The organism is Bulleidia extructa W1219 (assembly GCF_000177375.1).
Lineage (GTDB): Bacteria > Bacillota_I > Bacilli_A > Erysipelotrichales > Erysipelotrichaceae > Bulleidia > Bulleidia extructa.
Window position 1 is genome coordinate 146,631 of record NZ_ADFR01000003.1, and the last position, 16,933, is coordinate 163,563.

The 16,933-nt window shown below is 37.3% G+C and carries 12 protein-coding genes; 11 read left to right on the plus strand and 1 reads right to left on the minus strand.

The window, feature by feature from the left end:
- The first annotated feature begins 192 nt into the window (after positions 1-192).
- The 8 genes from glgB (at position 193) to HMPREF9013_RS03230 (ending at position 12,982) form a co-directional block, all read left to right on the plus strand.
- Entirely contained in the window at positions 193-2,103 is a 1,911-nt protein-coding gene (gene glgB, locus HMPREF9013_RS03195) for a 1,4-alpha-glucan branching protein GlgB (RefSeq protein WP_006626938.1), read from the plus strand.
- Between the two features lie 18 nt (positions 2,104-2,121).
- Positions 2,122-4,518 (plus strand): glycogen/starch/alpha-glucan phosphorylase, encoded by a 2,397-nt coding sequence (locus HMPREF9013_RS03200; protein WP_006626939.1) that lies wholly within the window; start codon positions 2,122-2,124, stop codon positions 4,516-4,518.
- Between the two features lie 25 nt (positions 4,519-4,543).
- On the plus strand, positions 4,544-5,677 hold the full coding sequence (locus HMPREF9013_RS03205) for a glucose-1-phosphate adenylyltransferase (RefSeq protein WP_006626940.1): 1,134 nt from the start codon (positions 4,544-4,546) through the stop codon (positions 5,675-5,677).
- An 11-nt stretch (positions 5,678-5,688) separates the two neighbouring features.
- Positions 5,689-6,783: a glucose-1-phosphate adenylyltransferase subunit GlgD gene (gene glgD, locus HMPREF9013_RS03210; RefSeq protein WP_006626941.1), complete on the plus strand. Its 1,095-nt coding sequence runs from the start codon at positions 5,689-5,691 to the stop codon at positions 6,781-6,783.
- Between the two features lie 5 nt (positions 6,784-6,788).
- Complete coding sequence (gene glgA, locus HMPREF9013_RS03215) at positions 6,789-8,336, plus strand: glycogen synthase GlgA (RefSeq protein WP_006626942.1); 1,548 nt, start codon at positions 6,789-6,791, stop codon at positions 8,334-8,336.
- Positions 8,337-8,361: 25 nt separating this feature from the next.
- Positions 8,362-10,296 (plus strand): glycoside hydrolase family 13 protein, encoded by a 1,935-nt coding sequence (locus tag HMPREF9013_RS03220; protein ID WP_006626943.1) that lies wholly within the window; start codon positions 8,362-8,364, stop codon positions 10,294-10,296.
- A gap of 205 nt (positions 10,297-10,501) precedes the next feature.
- Complete coding sequence (locus HMPREF9013_RS03225) at positions 10,502-11,224, plus strand: NAD-dependent protein deacylase (protein WP_006626944.1); 723 nt, start codon at positions 10,502-10,504, stop codon at positions 11,222-11,224.
- A 27-nt stretch (positions 11,225-11,251) separates the two neighbouring features.
- A complete protein-coding gene (locus HMPREF9013_RS03230; protein WP_006626945.1) occupies positions 11,252-12,982 on the plus strand; it encodes a glycerophosphodiester phosphodiesterase in 1,731 nt (576 codons plus the stop codon).
- Between the two features lie 10 nt (positions 12,983-12,992).
- Here the strand turns inward: HMPREF9013_RS03230 and HMPREF9013_RS03235 are convergent, their stop codons facing one another.
- Positions 12,993-13,877: a DegV family protein gene (locus tag HMPREF9013_RS03235; RefSeq protein ID WP_006626946.1), complete on the minus strand. Its 885-nt coding sequence runs from the start codon at positions 13,875-13,877 to the stop codon at positions 12,993-12,995.
- A 158-nt stretch (positions 13,878-14,035) separates the two neighbouring features.
- Here HMPREF9013_RS03235 and HMPREF9013_RS03240 point away from each other — a divergent pair, with 158 nt between their 5' ends.
- From HMPREF9013_RS03240 to feoB, 3 genes are read left to right on the plus strand one after another with little or no spacing between them, the layout of a single operon-like run.
- Positions 14,036-14,248, plus strand: a complete 213-nt coding sequence (locus tag HMPREF9013_RS03240; protein WP_006626947.1) for a FeoA family protein — start codon at positions 14,036-14,038, stop codon at positions 14,246-14,248.
- 9 nt (positions 14,249-14,257) lie between these two features.
- Entirely contained in the window at positions 14,258-14,479 is a 222-nt protein-coding gene (locus HMPREF9013_RS03245; protein ID WP_006626948.1) for a FeoA family protein, read from the plus strand.
- Positions 14,476-16,911, plus strand: coding sequence for a ferrous iron transporter B (gene feoB, locus HMPREF9013_RS03250; protein ID WP_006626949.1), 2,436 nt, complete (start codon positions 14,476-14,478; stop codon positions 16,909-16,911). The genes HMPREF9013_RS03245 and feoB overlap by 4 nt, the downstream gene beginning before the upstream one ends.
- Positions 16,912-16,933: the final 22 nt, after the last annotated feature.

Below are 16,933 nucleotides of genomic sequence, written 5' to 3' on the forward strand. Positions count from 1 at the left end.
TGATATGGTCTTGGTACACAAGAAGTTTACTTAGGTAGGCTTCTTTTTTGATTGGAAATGTAAGTCCTTACTTTTTGTTGGTAAAAAATCTTTTTTCTATCTTAAAAAACGGTTTTGGAGGGTTAAAAATTGATATAATAAACATATAAGCTGATTAAAACTAATATGAGGTTAAAATTGGGGTGATAATTTATGAACAACTATCTGAATCCGTCAGAACAATACTGGTATAAAGAAGGAACTTGGTCAGAAGCCTATACTCGATTTGGGGCTCATCCGGCTGTGATAAATGATCAAAAAGGTTATGTTTTTTCGGTGTGGGCACCCCACGCTAAAGCCGTTTATGTGACTGGAGATTTCTGTGATTGGCAAGCGTTTCGTTATCCTATGAAACATGATGTCGATCAAGGAATCTTTTCTTTATTTATAGCAGGTGCTGAAGAGGGGCAATGTTATAAATATGTGTTGGAAGATGAAACGGGTGAATTGTTTTATAAAGCGGATCCTTATGCAAATTATGCACAACAACCACCGGAGACAGCGTCCCGATTGATAGACTTATCTAAGCATCGCTGGAAAGATAAAAGGTGGTTAAATAAACGTCGTAAAACCAATCATATGGAACAACCACTAAATATCTATGAAGTGCAACTGGGATCTTGGAAACGTAATGAAGATGGTTCGTATTATAGTTATGAACAACTGAAAAAAACTTTGATTCCTTATGTCAAAGAAATGGGATATACCCATTTGGAATTGATGCCGGTGATGGAATATCCTTTCGATGGTTCTTGGGGTTATCAGATTACAGGATACTATGCTCCGACAAGTCGTTTTGGAAGTCCGAGTGATTTTATGGCTTTTATTGATGCTTGTCATCAGGAAAACATTGGTGTGATTTTGGATTGGGTACCAGGTCATTTTTGTCAAGATAGTCATGGATTATCTATGTTTGATGGTAAAAAACTCTATGAAAAAGAGAAACATGCTCAATGGGGAACTTTGAAATTTGATTTTTCCAAAGGAGAAGTTAGGAGCTTTTTACTATCCAATGCGATGTTCTGGTTAAAAGAATTTCATGTGGATGGCTTACGAGTGGATGGGGTCACTAGCATGTTGTATCTTAACTTTGGGATAGATGATCCACAATTAAAAAAATTTAATGAAAAAGGAACAGAAGAAGATTTAAGGTCGATTCAATTCATTCAAAAATTGAATTCGACGGTTGGGGAAAAGTTTCCTGATGTCATGATGATTGCAGAAGAAAGTACAGCTTGGCCTTTGGTGACTTATCCGCCAAAAGATGGTGGTCTTGGATTTCATTATAAATGGGATATGGGCTGGATGCATGATACGTTGCATTATATGCAAACGGATTTTCCATGGCGACCAGGCAATCATCATTTATTGACTTTTTCTATGATGTATAACTTTAATGAAAATTTTGTATTGGCTTTAAGCCATGACGAAGTGGTTCATGGCAAATGTTCTTTGATCGGTCGAATGCCGGGAGACTGGTGGCGTCAATTCGCCGGTATGAGAGCTTTAGCCTTTTATCAGATGACTCATCCTGGTGCAAAGCACAACTTCATGGGGAATGAATTTGCACAATTTATTGAATGGCGGGAATACGAAGGATTGCAGTGGTTTATGTTAGATTATGATACTCATCAACACCTACAAGATTTCAATCGTGACCTAAATCATTTCTTCTTATCCTCCAAAGCTCTTTGGCAAGAAAATTATTCTTGGGAGGGATTTGAATGGATGGATGCAGATAATGAAAAACAATCCACTCTTCTATATCGTCGTAAAGGAAAACTGGATAGAGATGAGGAAATCATCCTTATTAATTTTGTGCCTGAAGTGTATGATGAGTACCGCATTGGTGTTCCTAAAAAAGCTTGGTATAAAGAAGTTTTTAATACCGATGCTAAGGAATATGGTGGCAGTGGTCGAATCAATACAGGCTATTATAAAGCTGAAAAAATTCCGATGCATGGTCAATCATACTCTATTTGTATCAAGACACCACCCATTGGTGGCATGGTGATTCAAAGAGTTGGTCCAAAAGAAGTCAAAGAGAAGATTTTAAAGAAATGAACAAGAAGAGGGGGATATATGTTTAAAACGAAGAAGGAATTTAAGAAAGAATTTGAGAATGCTTGTTTAGTGGTTGTGGGTAAGGATTTTGAGGATTGTTCTACGGAAGAAAAATATTTTGCCTTAGCGAAATTGATTTCCAGTCAAGCTGGTGAATTACATGAACAAAAGATTGCTCATAAAAAAATTTACTATTTTTCCATGGAATTTTTGATTGGAAAACTCTTGGAAAATTATTTGATGAATTTAGGATTAACAAAGACTGTATCAGAAGGTTTGAAGGATATGGGAGAATCCTTGGAAGATTATTTTGATATTGAAAAAGATCCTGGTTTAGGAAATGGTGGTCTAGGGAGATTGGCGGCTTGTTTTATGGACTCCCTTGCCTCTTTAGGCTATGAGGCACAAGGAGTGGGGATTCGATATCGCTTCGGTCTTTTTAAACAGAGGATTGAAGATGGTCGGCAGGTAGAAGATCCGGATAACTGGTTGGAAAAGGATTATCCATGGGAAGTGAAGCATTTAGAAGCTGCGGTTCCGGTCAAATTTGGTGGCCGTGTGGAAAAGAGTTATGACGGTAATGAAATGCACTATCAATGGATTCCGGAAGAAACCATCTTAGCGGTTCCTTATGATATTCCTATGGTTGGCTATGATGGGAAACAAGTGAATACCTTACGTATATGGTCGGCCAAACCGATGGAAGAAGGGTTCGATATGGACGCTTTCAATCGGGGAGATTATGCACATGCGAATAAACATCGTGCGGATGTACAAGCAATTACTGATATTCTTTATCCTAATGATCAGTCTTTATCAGGGCGGATTCTTCGTTTAAAACAAGAATATATGTTTACGGCAGCGGGGATCATGGATATTGTGAATAACTTTAAGAAACAATATGGAAATCATTGGGAAATCTTTAGCGAAAAAGTAGCGATCCATACCAATGACACACATCCGGCTGTTTGTGCTCCTGAATTGATGAGAGTTTTGATGGATCAAGAAGGATTGGGTTGGGATGAATCATGGAAAATTGCCAGTGCTAGTGTTTCATATACCAATCACACCATTTTACCGGAAGCTCTGGAAAAGTGGCCAATTGATATGTTTAGAAACCTATTGCCACGTTTATACGATATTATTGAAGAAATTGATCGTCGCTATCGAGACAGCTTTCATAAAAATGTAGATGGTTGGCAAGAACAGCTTAAAAACACAGCTATTTTATGGGATGGTCAGGTTCATATGGCTAATCTTTCGGTGATTGTTTCTCATCATGTGAATGGGGTGGCTGATTTACATACTGAAATTCTAAAAAATATTGTCTTAAAAGATTTCTATACATTGGTTCCGGAAAAATTCAATAATAAGACTAATGGCATCAGTCATCGTCGCTTCTTTGCTCAAGCTAACCCTAGCTATCGAAAGCTTTTAGAGGAAACGATCGGGAAAGGATGGATTCATCATCCGGAAGAATTGGAAAATTTGAAAAAATATGAAGAAAATGTCTCTTTCTTAGAAAAAGTGGAAGCTAGCAAAAAAGAAAATAAGATTCGTTTAGCCAACTATATTAAGAAAATGACAGGAATTGAGGTCAATCCGAACTCTATCTTTGATATTCAGGTCAAGCGGTTTCACGCCTATAAGAGACAATTGTTGAATGTGTTAAAGATTATGGATTTGTATAATCGCTTATTAGCTGATCCAAATTTCCATATCCATCCGGTGACGTTTATCTTTGCAGGAAAAGCGGCCCAAGGCTATACGTTTGCGAAAGATGTCATTCGCTTAATTTGTGCGATTGCGGATGTGATCAATCATGATGATCGAGTAAATCGAATGATCAAAGTGGTGTTTATCCCTAATTTTTCTGTTTCAAACGCTCAAATCATTTATCCGGCCGCCGAAATTTCCGAACAGATTTCAACGGCGGGGATGGAAGCTTCGGGTACAGGAAATATGAAGTTTATGATGAATGGAGCTATTACATTAGGAACTTTAGATGGTGCTAATGTTGAAATTACTCAATTGGTTGGATCTGATAACATTAAGATCTTCGGTTTAAAAGCTCATGAAATTGAAACAATGAGGCATCAAGGCAGTTATCTGGCATGGACGTTGTATCATGAAAACCAACGGATTAAAAAAGTGTTGGATCAATTGATGGATGACACCTATAGCCATTTATCCGGTGGATTTGACCTGATTTACGATAGTCTACTAAGAGATAATGACAGCTTTTTTGTCCTGAAAGATTTTGAAAGCTATATGAATGCTTTTGAAGAACTGGTTGGTCTTTATGAGGATAAGAAAACTTGGTGGAAGATGTCCGTTCATAATACCGCTTGTTCAGGTTACTTCTCTAGCGATCGAACCATTGAGGAATATGTTCAAGAAATTTGGAAACTCTAATCATTAACATAAACAGGAGGAAATTATGAAAAGAGGGAAAGAATGTATTGCTATGTTACTGGCAGGTGGCCAAGGCAGTCGTTTAGAAGCCTTAACGAAAGCCACTGCAAAACCGGCTGTATCTTTTGGAGGGAAGTTTCGAATTATTGATTTTTCTTTATCGAATTGTGCCAATTCCAACATTGATACTGTAGGTGTTTTAACGCAATACCGTCCTTATGTGTTGAATAATTACATTGGTAGTGGAAGGGCATGGGGCTTAGATTCAAAAACCGGTGGTGTTTCTATTTTACCCCCTTATGCGACGGAAAGTGGGGGCTCTTGGTATGAGGGAACAGCGGATGCTATCTATCAAAACTTGGACTATATTCGCTTGCATCGTCCAAAGTATGTGGTGATTTTATCTGGCGATCATTTATATCGAATGGATTATCAGAAAATGTTGGATTTCCACATTCATCATGAAGCGGATCTAACCATTGCTGTAAAGCCGGTCCCAATGGAAGAAGCTTCTCGCTTTGGGATTATGTCTACCAATAAGAGTGGTCGAATTACTAAATTTGAAGAAAAGCCGGAACATCCGGAATCCAATTTAGCTTCTATGGGAATTTATATTTTTAGTGCCGATTGTTTAGAAAAAGCATTGATGGAAGACCATGAAAAAGAGGAATCTGAACACGATTTTGGTAAAAATATTATTCCGACTTTATTAAAAGCTAAGGGAAGAATCTTTGCGTATGAATTTTTCGGCTTTTGGAAGGATGTGGGAACGATCCCTAGTTACTATCACACCAGTATGAATCTTTTAAGTAAGCATCCGGAATTAGATTTGTATGATAGTACATTTCCTATCTATAGCAATGAAGACGTTAGTCCGGCCCATTATATTTCCAAAGAAGCGGATGTGAATAATTGCATTATCGGTAATGGATCGGAGATTTTTGGAAAAGTACATCATTCCATCCTCAGTAGCGATTGTTATATTGGAGAAGGAGCGGTTGTAACTGATTCGATTTTATTACCAGGATCTTGTGTGGAAGCGGGAGCCATAGTGACTCGTAGTATTATGGGGGAAAATTCGGTGGTGAAAAAAGGAGCTAATCTTGGTGCGGAAAAAGGACGTATTACCGTTATTGGTGATGCGCAAGTGATTGAATAGGAGGAACATGTATGGATAATGTCATTGGAATTATTTCAGCAAATTTTGATACGCCTGAATTGGATGAATTGACCAAAGATCGTTCGGTTTCGGCTTTACCGTATGGTTCTAGATACCGTTTAATTGACTTTGCTTTATCCAATATGACGAACTCAGGAATTAATAGTGTCGGTATTATAACGCCTTATTCCTATCGTTCCTTATTAGATCATGTTAGTTCGGGTGAATATTGGAATCTGACAAAGAGAAATGGTGGGTTGTTTATATTGCCGGGAGCCGTTTATGGTCCTAATAATAAACGATCTCATTTATTGTTGCGTGATATTCGTAAGAATTCGATTTATTTGAAACGTTCACAAGCTGAATTTGTACTCATCACAGCTAGTAATGTCATTTACAATATGAATTTTCAAGAGATGATTCATCAGCATAATGAATCCGGTGCTGATATGACTCTGTTGTATAAAATAGCTTCTAAAAATATGCCGGATTCAACCAAAATAGAACTGAAGAAGAATCGCATCATAGACTTCGATCGTAATGTCGAAAAGGGAGATGCCATGTTGATTCCGACGGTTGTGATTAACCGTAAGCTTCTCTTGAAGGTGTTGGATTGGTATGCCAATGTAGATTATATGGATTTACAAAGTTTCTTAAACAACAATACCAAGAATTTAGTCATGGAAGGATATCAATTTGATGGCTATATGCACCTTGTTTCTTCAATGAATGATTACTATCAAATGACGATGGACTTATTGAAGAATGATATTCGCCATGAATTGTTTTCAAAAGAAAATCCAATTATGACAAAAGACAGAGATCGTTCATCTACGCAATACAAGGACGAAGCGAAGGTATCCAATTCTTTAGTGCCGGCTGGTTGTGTGATTGAAGGAACGGTTGAAAATTCAGTGTTGTTTAGAAATGTGAAAGTTGGTAAGGGGGCCGTGGTTCGTAACTCCATTATTCTTCAATCTTGTGTGATTGAAGAGGGAGCGAAAGTGGAGTACGCTGTGATTGATCGTCGAAATGTGGTGGCGAAAGACAGTGTTTTAAAAGGTACCGTCAAGCATTTATTGGTATTGCCGAAAAAAGGAGATTAATAACGATGAAAAGAAATGTTCGAGTTTTGTTTGCTACGTATGAAGCAGCCCCGTTTCTAAAGATTGGTGGCTTAGGGGATGTGGCTGGATCTTTACCGCTTGCTTTAAAAGAGAATCATTGTGATGTACGAGTGATTTTACCCAAATTTTCAATGATTCCAAGCGAATATTTAGAACAAATGCGTCATGTTGGTGAATTTCAAGTTCCCTTGGGATGGCGCCAACAATATTGTGGTATTGAAGAATTGCAATACAAAGGAATCACTTGGTATTTTGTAGATAATGAATATTATTTTAAGCGAGATGGTGTTTACGGTTATTTTGATGATGGGGAAAGAATTGCCTTCTTTTCCAAGGCATTGGTTGAAGCAATCCAATATTTAGATTTTGAACCGGATGTTCTTCATTGTCATGATTGGCATACGGCTTTATCTTCTGTCTTCTTAAGAGAATTTTATCGTGGAATTGAGAAATATGATCGTATTAAAACGGTTTTTACTGTTCATAATCTTAAGTTTCAAGGGCAAATGTCGGATAATGTTTTAGGAGATATTCTTGGTTTATCGGATATTCCGGCGGCTGTGAATCAGCTTAGAATGGATAAAGACTCAGTGAATTTTATGAAAGGGGCTGTATCGTATAGTGATGTCTTGACCACCGTGAGTCCAAGTTATGCTTTGGAGATTCAAACACCAACTTATGGGGAACATTTGGAATATATTTTCCAAAGAAGAAATTCTATTTTACATGGTATTTTAAACGGTATTGATACAGTCGCTTATAATCCAAAGACGGATCCATGGCTTAAGAAAAATTATAGTATTCAAGATTTATCCGGTAAGCAAGAATGCAAAAAAACGTTGCAACAAGAGGTAGGCTTAGAAGTCAACATAGATAAGCCGTTGGTGGCTGTTATTTCACGTTTGACCAGACAAAAAGGCTTGGATTTAGTTATTAATAAACTTCCTGAATTTTTAAATCACAATATTCAATTGGTAGTTTTAGGAACGGGAGACAGGGATTATGAAGAAACCTTGAAAGCATATGCGTTAGGATCTAATGGTCAGATATCAGCACAAATTTGTTTTGATGAAGGCTTAGCTCATCGAGTATATGCCGGAGCAGATATGATTTTAGTCCCTTCTTTGTTTGAACCATGCGGTTTAACACAAATGATGGCACAAGCCTATGGTACTTTACCGATTGTTCGGGAAACAGGGGGCTTAAAGGATTCCGTCATTCCATACAACCAATTCACAGGTGAGGGAGATGGTTTTAGTTTCGCGAATTTCAATGCCGAAGAAATGTTTGACACTGTTTTGAATGCGGTAGACGTTTATGATCACCATAAAGAGGCTTGGTTGAATTTAATGAAAGCAGCTATGAAAAAAGATCATTCTTGGAATCGATCTGCTAAGCAATATGCCGAGATTTATTATGGGTTACATCCTGAACTGGAAAGAGAAGATCCAATAGTTCAAAAGAGAACAGGTAAGGCGGCTAAGAAGGTAGCCGGAGAAGAAAAAAAGGCTGAAAAACCAAAAAGAAAATAGTCTTAAAGAAGCGGATATAATATTTATGGAAATGATACACAATACACGCCAAAAGCAGTTTCGCAGTCCGTTTGGTGCTATACCGGTTGGAAAGCAAGTGGAATTAGCTTTATGGGTTAAAGACACAGATGTTCAAAAGTGTGAATTAAGAATTTGGATTGATGATCAAGGGGAACAATTGATGCCCATGGAAGTAGATGAAAGGGGATTTCATCTACTTTTTCCCTGTCAACAAAAAGCCATTGTTTGGTATTATTTTAAATTAACTTTAATGGATGGTTCAACGCTCTATTATGGAGCCAGACAGGGTTATCAAGGGGGAATTGGGCAAATTTATTCTTATGAACCACCTTCTTTTCAATTGACTGTTTATCAACCTCGCTCTATTCCGGATTGGTATAAAAAATCCGTTGTTTACCAGATTTTTCCGGATCGTTTTTATCGTGGAAAAGATTGGCAAGCGTTAACTAAAAAGGCTTTGTCAAAGGAAAGAAAAGGCCCTGGTCATCGATTGGTAGAAGATTGGAATACCGTTCCCGGTTATGATAAAGATGAACAAGGGCGGATTCGAAATTGGGATTTTTATGGAGGGACGCTTTCAGGAATTCAAGAAAAGCTTCCGTACCTTAAAGAATTGGGAATTCAAGTGATTTATTTAAATCCCATCTTTGAGGCTTCTAGTAATCACCGCTACGATACAGGAAATTATCTTCATGTTGATGACATGTTAGGAGGAGATGAAGCGTTTACTTCTCTAGTAAAAGATGCTGAGAAATATGGTATTTCCATTATTTTAGATGGTGTTTTCAATCACACAGGTTGTGATTCTGTATATTTTAATCGCTATGGAAATTATCCTGAAATAGGGGCCTATCAATCCGAACAATCGAAGTATCGAGATTGGTTTTATTTCCGAGAAGATGGCTATTATCATTCTTGGTGGGGAGTGGATGATTTGCCGGCTTTGAATCAAGACAATGAAGCGTATCGACGTTTAATTTGCCAAGATCAAGAGGGTGTGATTCGTAAATGGTTAAAAACCGGGGTTAAAGGTTGGCGTTTGGATGTTGCAGATGAATTGAAAGAAGAGTTCATTGTTGAAATCAAGAAAGCGGTTGAGGAAACGATCGGTGATCAAGGGCTTTTAATTGGTGAAGTTTGGGAAGATGCGTCCAATAAAATCAGTTATGGAAAATTGCGACATTATTTTTTAGGAGATGAATTGGATGGTGTGATGAATTATCCATGGCGTGATGGTATCCAGCGATTTCTTTTAAAAGAGATCAACGCTTATGATTTGTGCGAAATCATTACTTCAATTCAAGAAAATTATCCACCGGAAAACTTACAAGGAAATTTAAATATGATGAGTTCCCATGACTCCATTCGTTCAATAACGAAATTGGGTGGGGCTCCAATGTATCTGAGTGAAACAGAAAAGAAAAATTACCGTTTATCTGATGAACAACGACAGCTGGCAAAATCACGAATTTGGTTGATGGTTTTATTACAAATGACATTACCGGGAGTTCCATCCATTTATTATGGAGATGAAGCAGGCTTGGAAGGATTTGAAGATCCATACAATCGTGCCAGTTATCCTTGGGGGAAAGAAGATTCGGATATTCTAACCATGTATCGCAATGCGATCGCTTTAAGGAATTGTTTAGATGTATTCCAAGAAGGTAGTTTATATTGCTTTGCATTGAATGAAGATGTCTTAGGTTATTATCGAGAGGATAAAGACACTAAGTGTGTTTTTTTAGTGAATCGTAGTCTGAGTCAAACGCATTCTTTTGAATTGGAAGCGAAGTCTTTTCATGGTTTTGATCTATTAAGTGGGGATCGTTTTGATTGCTCGGATGGGCAATTAAGAGGAGACATTTGGCCAATGCAGGCAAAATTGATCTCTTTCTTAAATGAAGAGGAACAGGAAAGAAAGATAGAGAAGATTTTTTAAAAAAGGACTGGGCCGGCTTTTTAAAAGAGACATGAATACGTTAAATTTAGAAAGTGCTTTGCTTTAGTTCGTTCTTTGATGGATAAATGTGTTTCAATGAATCATGGAAAAATTTTAAGAAAAAGTGAAAGATTCTTTTTGAACGGTTTGAAATATACAAAGTGTCTTTTCTATGACAAGATGATCTTATAGGAAGAAAAAGGGAATGAGGATGAAGCAAGCGATAGAAAAATTTTATGAAATCATTCAGCAAGGACATAAAATCGTATTTTTTACAGGAGCTGGTGTTTCTACAGCTAGTGGAATCCCTGATTTTCGTAGTCAAGATGGCCTATATCATCAAAAGTACACTGATCCACCGGAAAAGATTTTAAGTCATTCTTACTTTATGGAACATACGGCGGAATTTTTTGAATTTTATCGTGATAAAATGTTGTATTTAAATGTTCGTGATTCCTATGTGCATCAATTCATAGCTCAGTTAGAAAAAGAGGGAAAGTCGGTCAATGTTATCACTCAAAATATTGATGGACTTCATCAAAAGGCGGGTTCCGGTCATGTTTTAGAATTGCATGGATCTGTTTTGCGGAATTATTGTATGAATTGTCATCAAGCAAGATCAGCTCAATTTATAAAAGAGTCTGTAGGAATTCCAAAATGTTCGATTTGTGGCGGGATCATCAAACCGGATGTGGTCTTATATGAAGAAGGGTTGGATGAAAAAATCTTATATCAAGCGATACGGGTTTTGGATGAAGCAGATGTTTGTGTGATTATGGGGACTTCTTTAGTAGTGTATCCGGCTGCCGGATTATTACGTTATTTTCATGGTGATACATTGGTTTTGATCAATCGAGAAATAACTCCCTATGATGATCAGGCTGATTTAGTGCTGCACATGGATTTTAAGGAAATTTTTCAAAAATAGAAGTATAAAAAATGGTATAGTAGTTCTATGAAAAAATGGTTAGCGAATACAAATATCTGGATTAAAGCATTCTTTCGCTTTTTAAGTATGAGTCTTGTACTGTATCCGATTTATACAATCTTTTTAAAAGGAATGTTAACGTATGTTTTTCGTCAAATCATTCATTATTCCGGCTTTTATATTTTGAATAAAGAAAATCTGTTGCATATTTTCCGACAACCAGTGATGGTGCTGGCGTTTATTTTATTTGCGTTAGTATCTTGTGCCATCATTTTTTCAGAGTTTTCATTATTGTTATACTCTGTGATGGATGAGCTGCATTGGAAGGAGTTAACTAAATTTTTTAGAGATAGAATTTGGTCAAAATGTAAACAATTATGTGGTCCGGGGATTTTCTTTTTTATTCTATATTTGATTTTAATGATTCCTTTGGCTAATTTAGGGTTAAGTTCTAGTTTAATAGCGAAATGGAAAATTCCGGATTTTATTGGAGATGAATTGATGAAGAGTACCGCCGGTATTTTGGGATATGGAGCGATCATGCTTTCCGTTGCTTACATCAATTTACGTTTGTTGTATTTTTTGCCTTTATTTTCCTTAACAAAAAGAGGTCCTAAAGAAGCTTTATGGGATTCATGGCAGGAAACAAAAGGGAAAACCTTGCTTCATATTGCCTATATTTTGTTATATGGTATTTTTGCTGTCATTGTTATTGTATCTGTCTACGCATTAAGCGCCATTATTTTTAGTAAATGGGATCCATTTGGAACTTCCTTAATGAAAGAGGGTCTCTTTTATTCTATTTTAATGGGTACGAATTATGCCATCCATATGGGACTGAAATTTGTGTTGATTATGATGATGATTCAAATTCACAATCAACCGTTTTCTCGTAAAAAAAGACCTCTTTATCAAAATGTTCGTTTATGGATTGTGGTGGCAGGAATTTTTTCATTATTTGTGTCGGGGTATATACAATTATCCTTATTAGAAGATCATCCGACAGCTTTAAAAATTTCTCATCGAGGAGACAGCTCGAATTTTGTTGAAAATAGCTTAGAAGCCCTTGAATCAGCTCATCAAAAAAAGGCTGATTTTGTAGAAATGGATGTTTTAATGACTAAGGATAAACAATTTGTGGTCTTTCATGATCGAACGTTAAAACGTATGGCTGGTTTGAATCGGAAAGTATCTGATTTAACTTTAGAACAGCTACAAAGAATTTCTATTCGTAATGAAGCAGGAATGACTAGCCGCATCCCCAGTCTTAAGGAATATATTGAAAAATCCAATCGTTTGAAACAGCCTCTATTGATTGAATTAAAGCCGGAAAAAGGGAAAGTTCAGGAATTTATGAAAGCTTTTTTAAAGCAATATAAATCGTTAAATCCCTTGAATCAAAATCGCTTCATTTCTCTTTATTTGGATGCTTTACTAGAAGCAAAAAAGGCATTACCTTCGATTCAAACGGGGTATATTATCCCTTTTCAATTGGGATCTTTAGAAAATTATCCGGTGGATTTTTATTTGGTGGAAGAATTTAGTTATAACCATTTATTTGCTTTATCAGCTAAGAAACAAAAAAAACAAGTTTTTGTTTGGACCATCAATAAAGAAAACAAAATGAAAGAGCTGTTATTAAATGGTGTAGACGGTCTTTTAACAGATGATGTTTCACTTCTTTCGATGATTATGAAAGAAATTACAGGACAAAATTATTATGAAAAAGCACTACGATTGATAGAAGCCAAAAGTTAAAAAGAGAAGCTTAAGCTTCTCTTTTCTTTCCTCTATAAGCAATTCCGATAAAATCAGGACCGACATGACTGGCAATGGTTGGACCAAGACTGGTGATGATGACAAGATCAGGTTTCAGTTTTGGGTAGAGAGATAATAATTCTTCCCGTATTTTTTGAGCTTCTTCTAAACAATCGGCATGGATGATAGCCAATTCTTCTTGATAGGTATTTTCAGTAAAATCTTCTTCAATCCAAGTTAAAAGTTCTTTTAGACAATGTTTCCTTCCCCGAACGGTACGCTTGGAAATTAAAGCTCCGAATTGATCTAAGTAGATTAGCGGTTTAATAGAAAGAAGGGATCCGACAATTGCAGAAGCGTTGGATAAACGACCACCTTTTCTTAACCATTTCAAATCTTCCACCATAAAGTGATGCACATATTCCAGAGCATGATCTTTGGCCCATTGAACGCATTCTTCATAAGAGGATCCGGTCTCTTTTAAGTGAACTAAGTGTTTAACTAATAGCGCTAAGCCAGCGGTGATGGAATAGCTTTCTACCATTTGAATTTGAATATTTGGAAATTCTTGAGCAACCGTTTGGATAGCTTTTTCGGCATTGTGAATGGACTTGGATACAGCACGAGCCATATCCATAAAAAGAATATCTTTTCCTTGTTTAGCAAGGTTACGGAAAAATTCTTCATAGGCATATTCAGAAATTTGTGATGTGTTTGGTTGGATACCTAAGCGCATAGCGTTAAACAAGCGACGTTGGGATTCTTCACTACAATCATCCAAATAAATATGATCATTTAATGTATAGGAATAAGAGATAAATGGAATCTGGTGTTCTTTTAGATATGTGATAGGTAAATCAGCTGTTGAAGCTGTAGCAATCATAAATTCTTTCATAGATAACCTCAATTCTATTACCATATTTTACACGTTAATTTTGAAAGAAACAATTTTTTTAGCAAAGTCAAAAGGGGTTAAGAAGGTTCATTGACAAGGGGTGGACGTAAGTATAGACTAACTATAGTTAGAGCCATCTAACCTGGGGGAGGACATGAATGATGCCATTGAGTTTTGGCAATATAACGCAATTATATGCGATTAAAAAAATTGGTGGTGACGCAAACACTCGGAAACATCTTCAGGATTTGGGCTTTACCCAAGGAACCATTGTCCAGATTATATCGAAAAATGGCGGGGACCTCATTGTTAAAGTGAAGGAGACTCGGGTTGCCTTGGGCGCCTCTATGGCGGCGAAAATTTTGATATAGGAGGATAGAATGACGTTAAAGGAAGTAGCGATTGGCGAAAAAGCTGTCATCAAAAAACTCCATGGTGAAGGGGCTGTGCGTCGGCGCATCATGGACATGGGGATTACCAAAGGAACTGTTGTGACCATCCGCAAAGTTGCTCCGCTAGGAGATCCAATTGAATTGACTGTTCGTGGATATGAATTATCAATTCGTAAGGAAGATGCGGAAATGATTGAGGTGGAATCATGAGTGACCATAAGATGATCATTGCGCTTGCCGGAAATCCAAACAGTGGAAAGACCACTCTTTTTAATGCGTTAACCGGATCTAATCAAACGGTTGGTAACTGGCCAGGTGTGACAGTAGAAAAGAAGGAAGGTAAACTGAAGAAACATAGTGATGTGATCATTGAAGATTTACCTGGTATTTACTCTTTATCTCCCTATACACTAGAAGAGGTAGTATCCCGTAACTATTTAGTGAAAGAAAAACCGTCGGCTATTTTGAATATTATTGATGGTACCAATCTTGAACGAAATATGTATTTGACTTCACAACTGATGGAACTCGGTTTACCGGTTGTGGTGGCTGTCAATATGATGGACTTAGTTGAAAAACAAGGGGATACGATTGACTTGGTTGCCCTACAGTCAAAATTAGGATGCCGGGTAATGCCTATTTCAGCTTTAAAGGGAACGGGTGTTCATGAGGTGGCACAAGCGGTTTTAGAAGCGGCTAAGAAGAAAGAAATGCCAGCGATTCATCATTTTAATGACAAAGTTGAAAATTTCTTAACTTCTTTAGAAGAACAATTGAGTTCAATTCCGACTGAACAAAAACGGTGGTATGCGATTAAATTGTTTGAAAAAGATGAAAAAGTCCTGGAATCGATTCATTTTAATGAGGATCAAAAGAAAAAATTATTAGATGCCATTGAAACATTAGAAACGGAATTGGAAGATGACAGTGAATCCATTATCACTAATGAACGGTATCAATATATCACCAATTTATTAGCCGGTATTTATAAAAAGAGTCATCCGGAGGAAAAAAGTATTTCTGATAAAATTGACTCGGTAGTTACCAATCGTTGGTTGGGATTACCAATCTTTGCGTTAATTATGTTTATTGTTTACTTCTGTTCGATCCAAACATTTGGGACTAAAGCAACGGATTGGGTGAATGATGGTTTATTCGGTGATGGTTGGTTTTGGTTTGGTCAGGGTCGTGAAGCCTTTGATGAAGCCAGCTCAAATTTCAACATGAATTCAGAAGCGAAGGATGCTTTCGTGGATGGAGCTGTTGAAAAGGGTTATATGAAGAAGAATGGTGAAGAAGTTGAAATTTTAAATCAAAAAGCACTGGAAAACTTTACCGTTTCAGTAGAAATTCATGATGAAAAAGGGAAAGTGGTAGAAACGCGTCAGGTCGATTACAAGATGTATGAAAAATATGCGGCTGAAGAAGAACCGGATGCCCATAATTTTGGACCTTATCAAGTTGGTTTACCGGTAATCTTAGGAGATTTTTTGAAGAGTCTTCATACTTCGGAATGGGTACAGGGTTTGGTTTTGGATGGTATCTTAGCTGGGGTTGGATCTGTTTTGGGTTTCTTACCGCAGATGTTGACACTATTTTTCTTCCTGGCTTTCTTGGAAGGTTGTGGATATATGGCTCGTATCGCTTTCGTATTAGACCGCTTATTTAGAAGATTTGGTTTATCAGGAAAGAGTTTTATTCCCATGCTGGTGGGTACAGGATGTTCGGTTCCGGGAATTATGGCCTCTCGTACGATTGAAAGTGATCGTGACCGTCGTATGACAGTCATGACAACCTCTTTTATGCCATGTTCCGCAAAGTTACCGGTCATTGCTTTGATTTCGGGTGCTTTCTTTAAGGAATCCGGTTTGGTCGCAACAAGTGCTTATTTCTTAGGCATTGCTTCAATTATTGTATCAGGTATCATGTTGAAGAAGACTAAGCGTTTTGCTGGCGATCCGGCTCCGTTCGTGATGGAATTACCAGCTTATCATTGGCCAACGCTTTCTTATATTTTTCATTCAATGTGGGAACGTGGTATTTCCTTTGTGAAAAAAGCCGGAACGATTATTTTCTTAGCTTCTGTCTTTATTTGGTTGACATCTCACTTTGGCTTTACTTCAGAAGGATTCGGTTTGGTCGAAGAAGCGGATTCTCTATTGGCGATGTTTGGTAATGCGGTTAAGCTTATTTTTGCTCCACTTGGTTTTGGAGATTGGCGTGCTACTGTGGCGACAGTCACCGGTTTGATTGCTAAAGAAAATGTGGTGTCCACGATGGGTGTGTTATATGGTGCTGGTGAAGTCAGTGAAAATGGCTGGCAGATTTATCAATCAATGAACGCAGCTTTCTTTGGATCGGCATTGGCTGGCTATTGTTTCTTGGCTTTCAATTTATTGTGTGCTCCATGCTTTGCGGCCATCGGAGCCATGCGTCGTGAAATGAACCATAGAGGTTGGACTTGGTTTGCGATTGCTTATCAATGCGGATTTGCGTATGTCGTGGCTTTGATGATTTATCAATTTGGTTCGGCTATGCAAGGTAACATTCATATGGTTGGCTTCATGGTTGCTTTAGTGATAGCGGTTGCTATGTTGTACCAACTTTTCAAGCCGATGAAAAACCCATCTATGGTTAAATAGTGCTTAAAAACTTCCCTAGGAG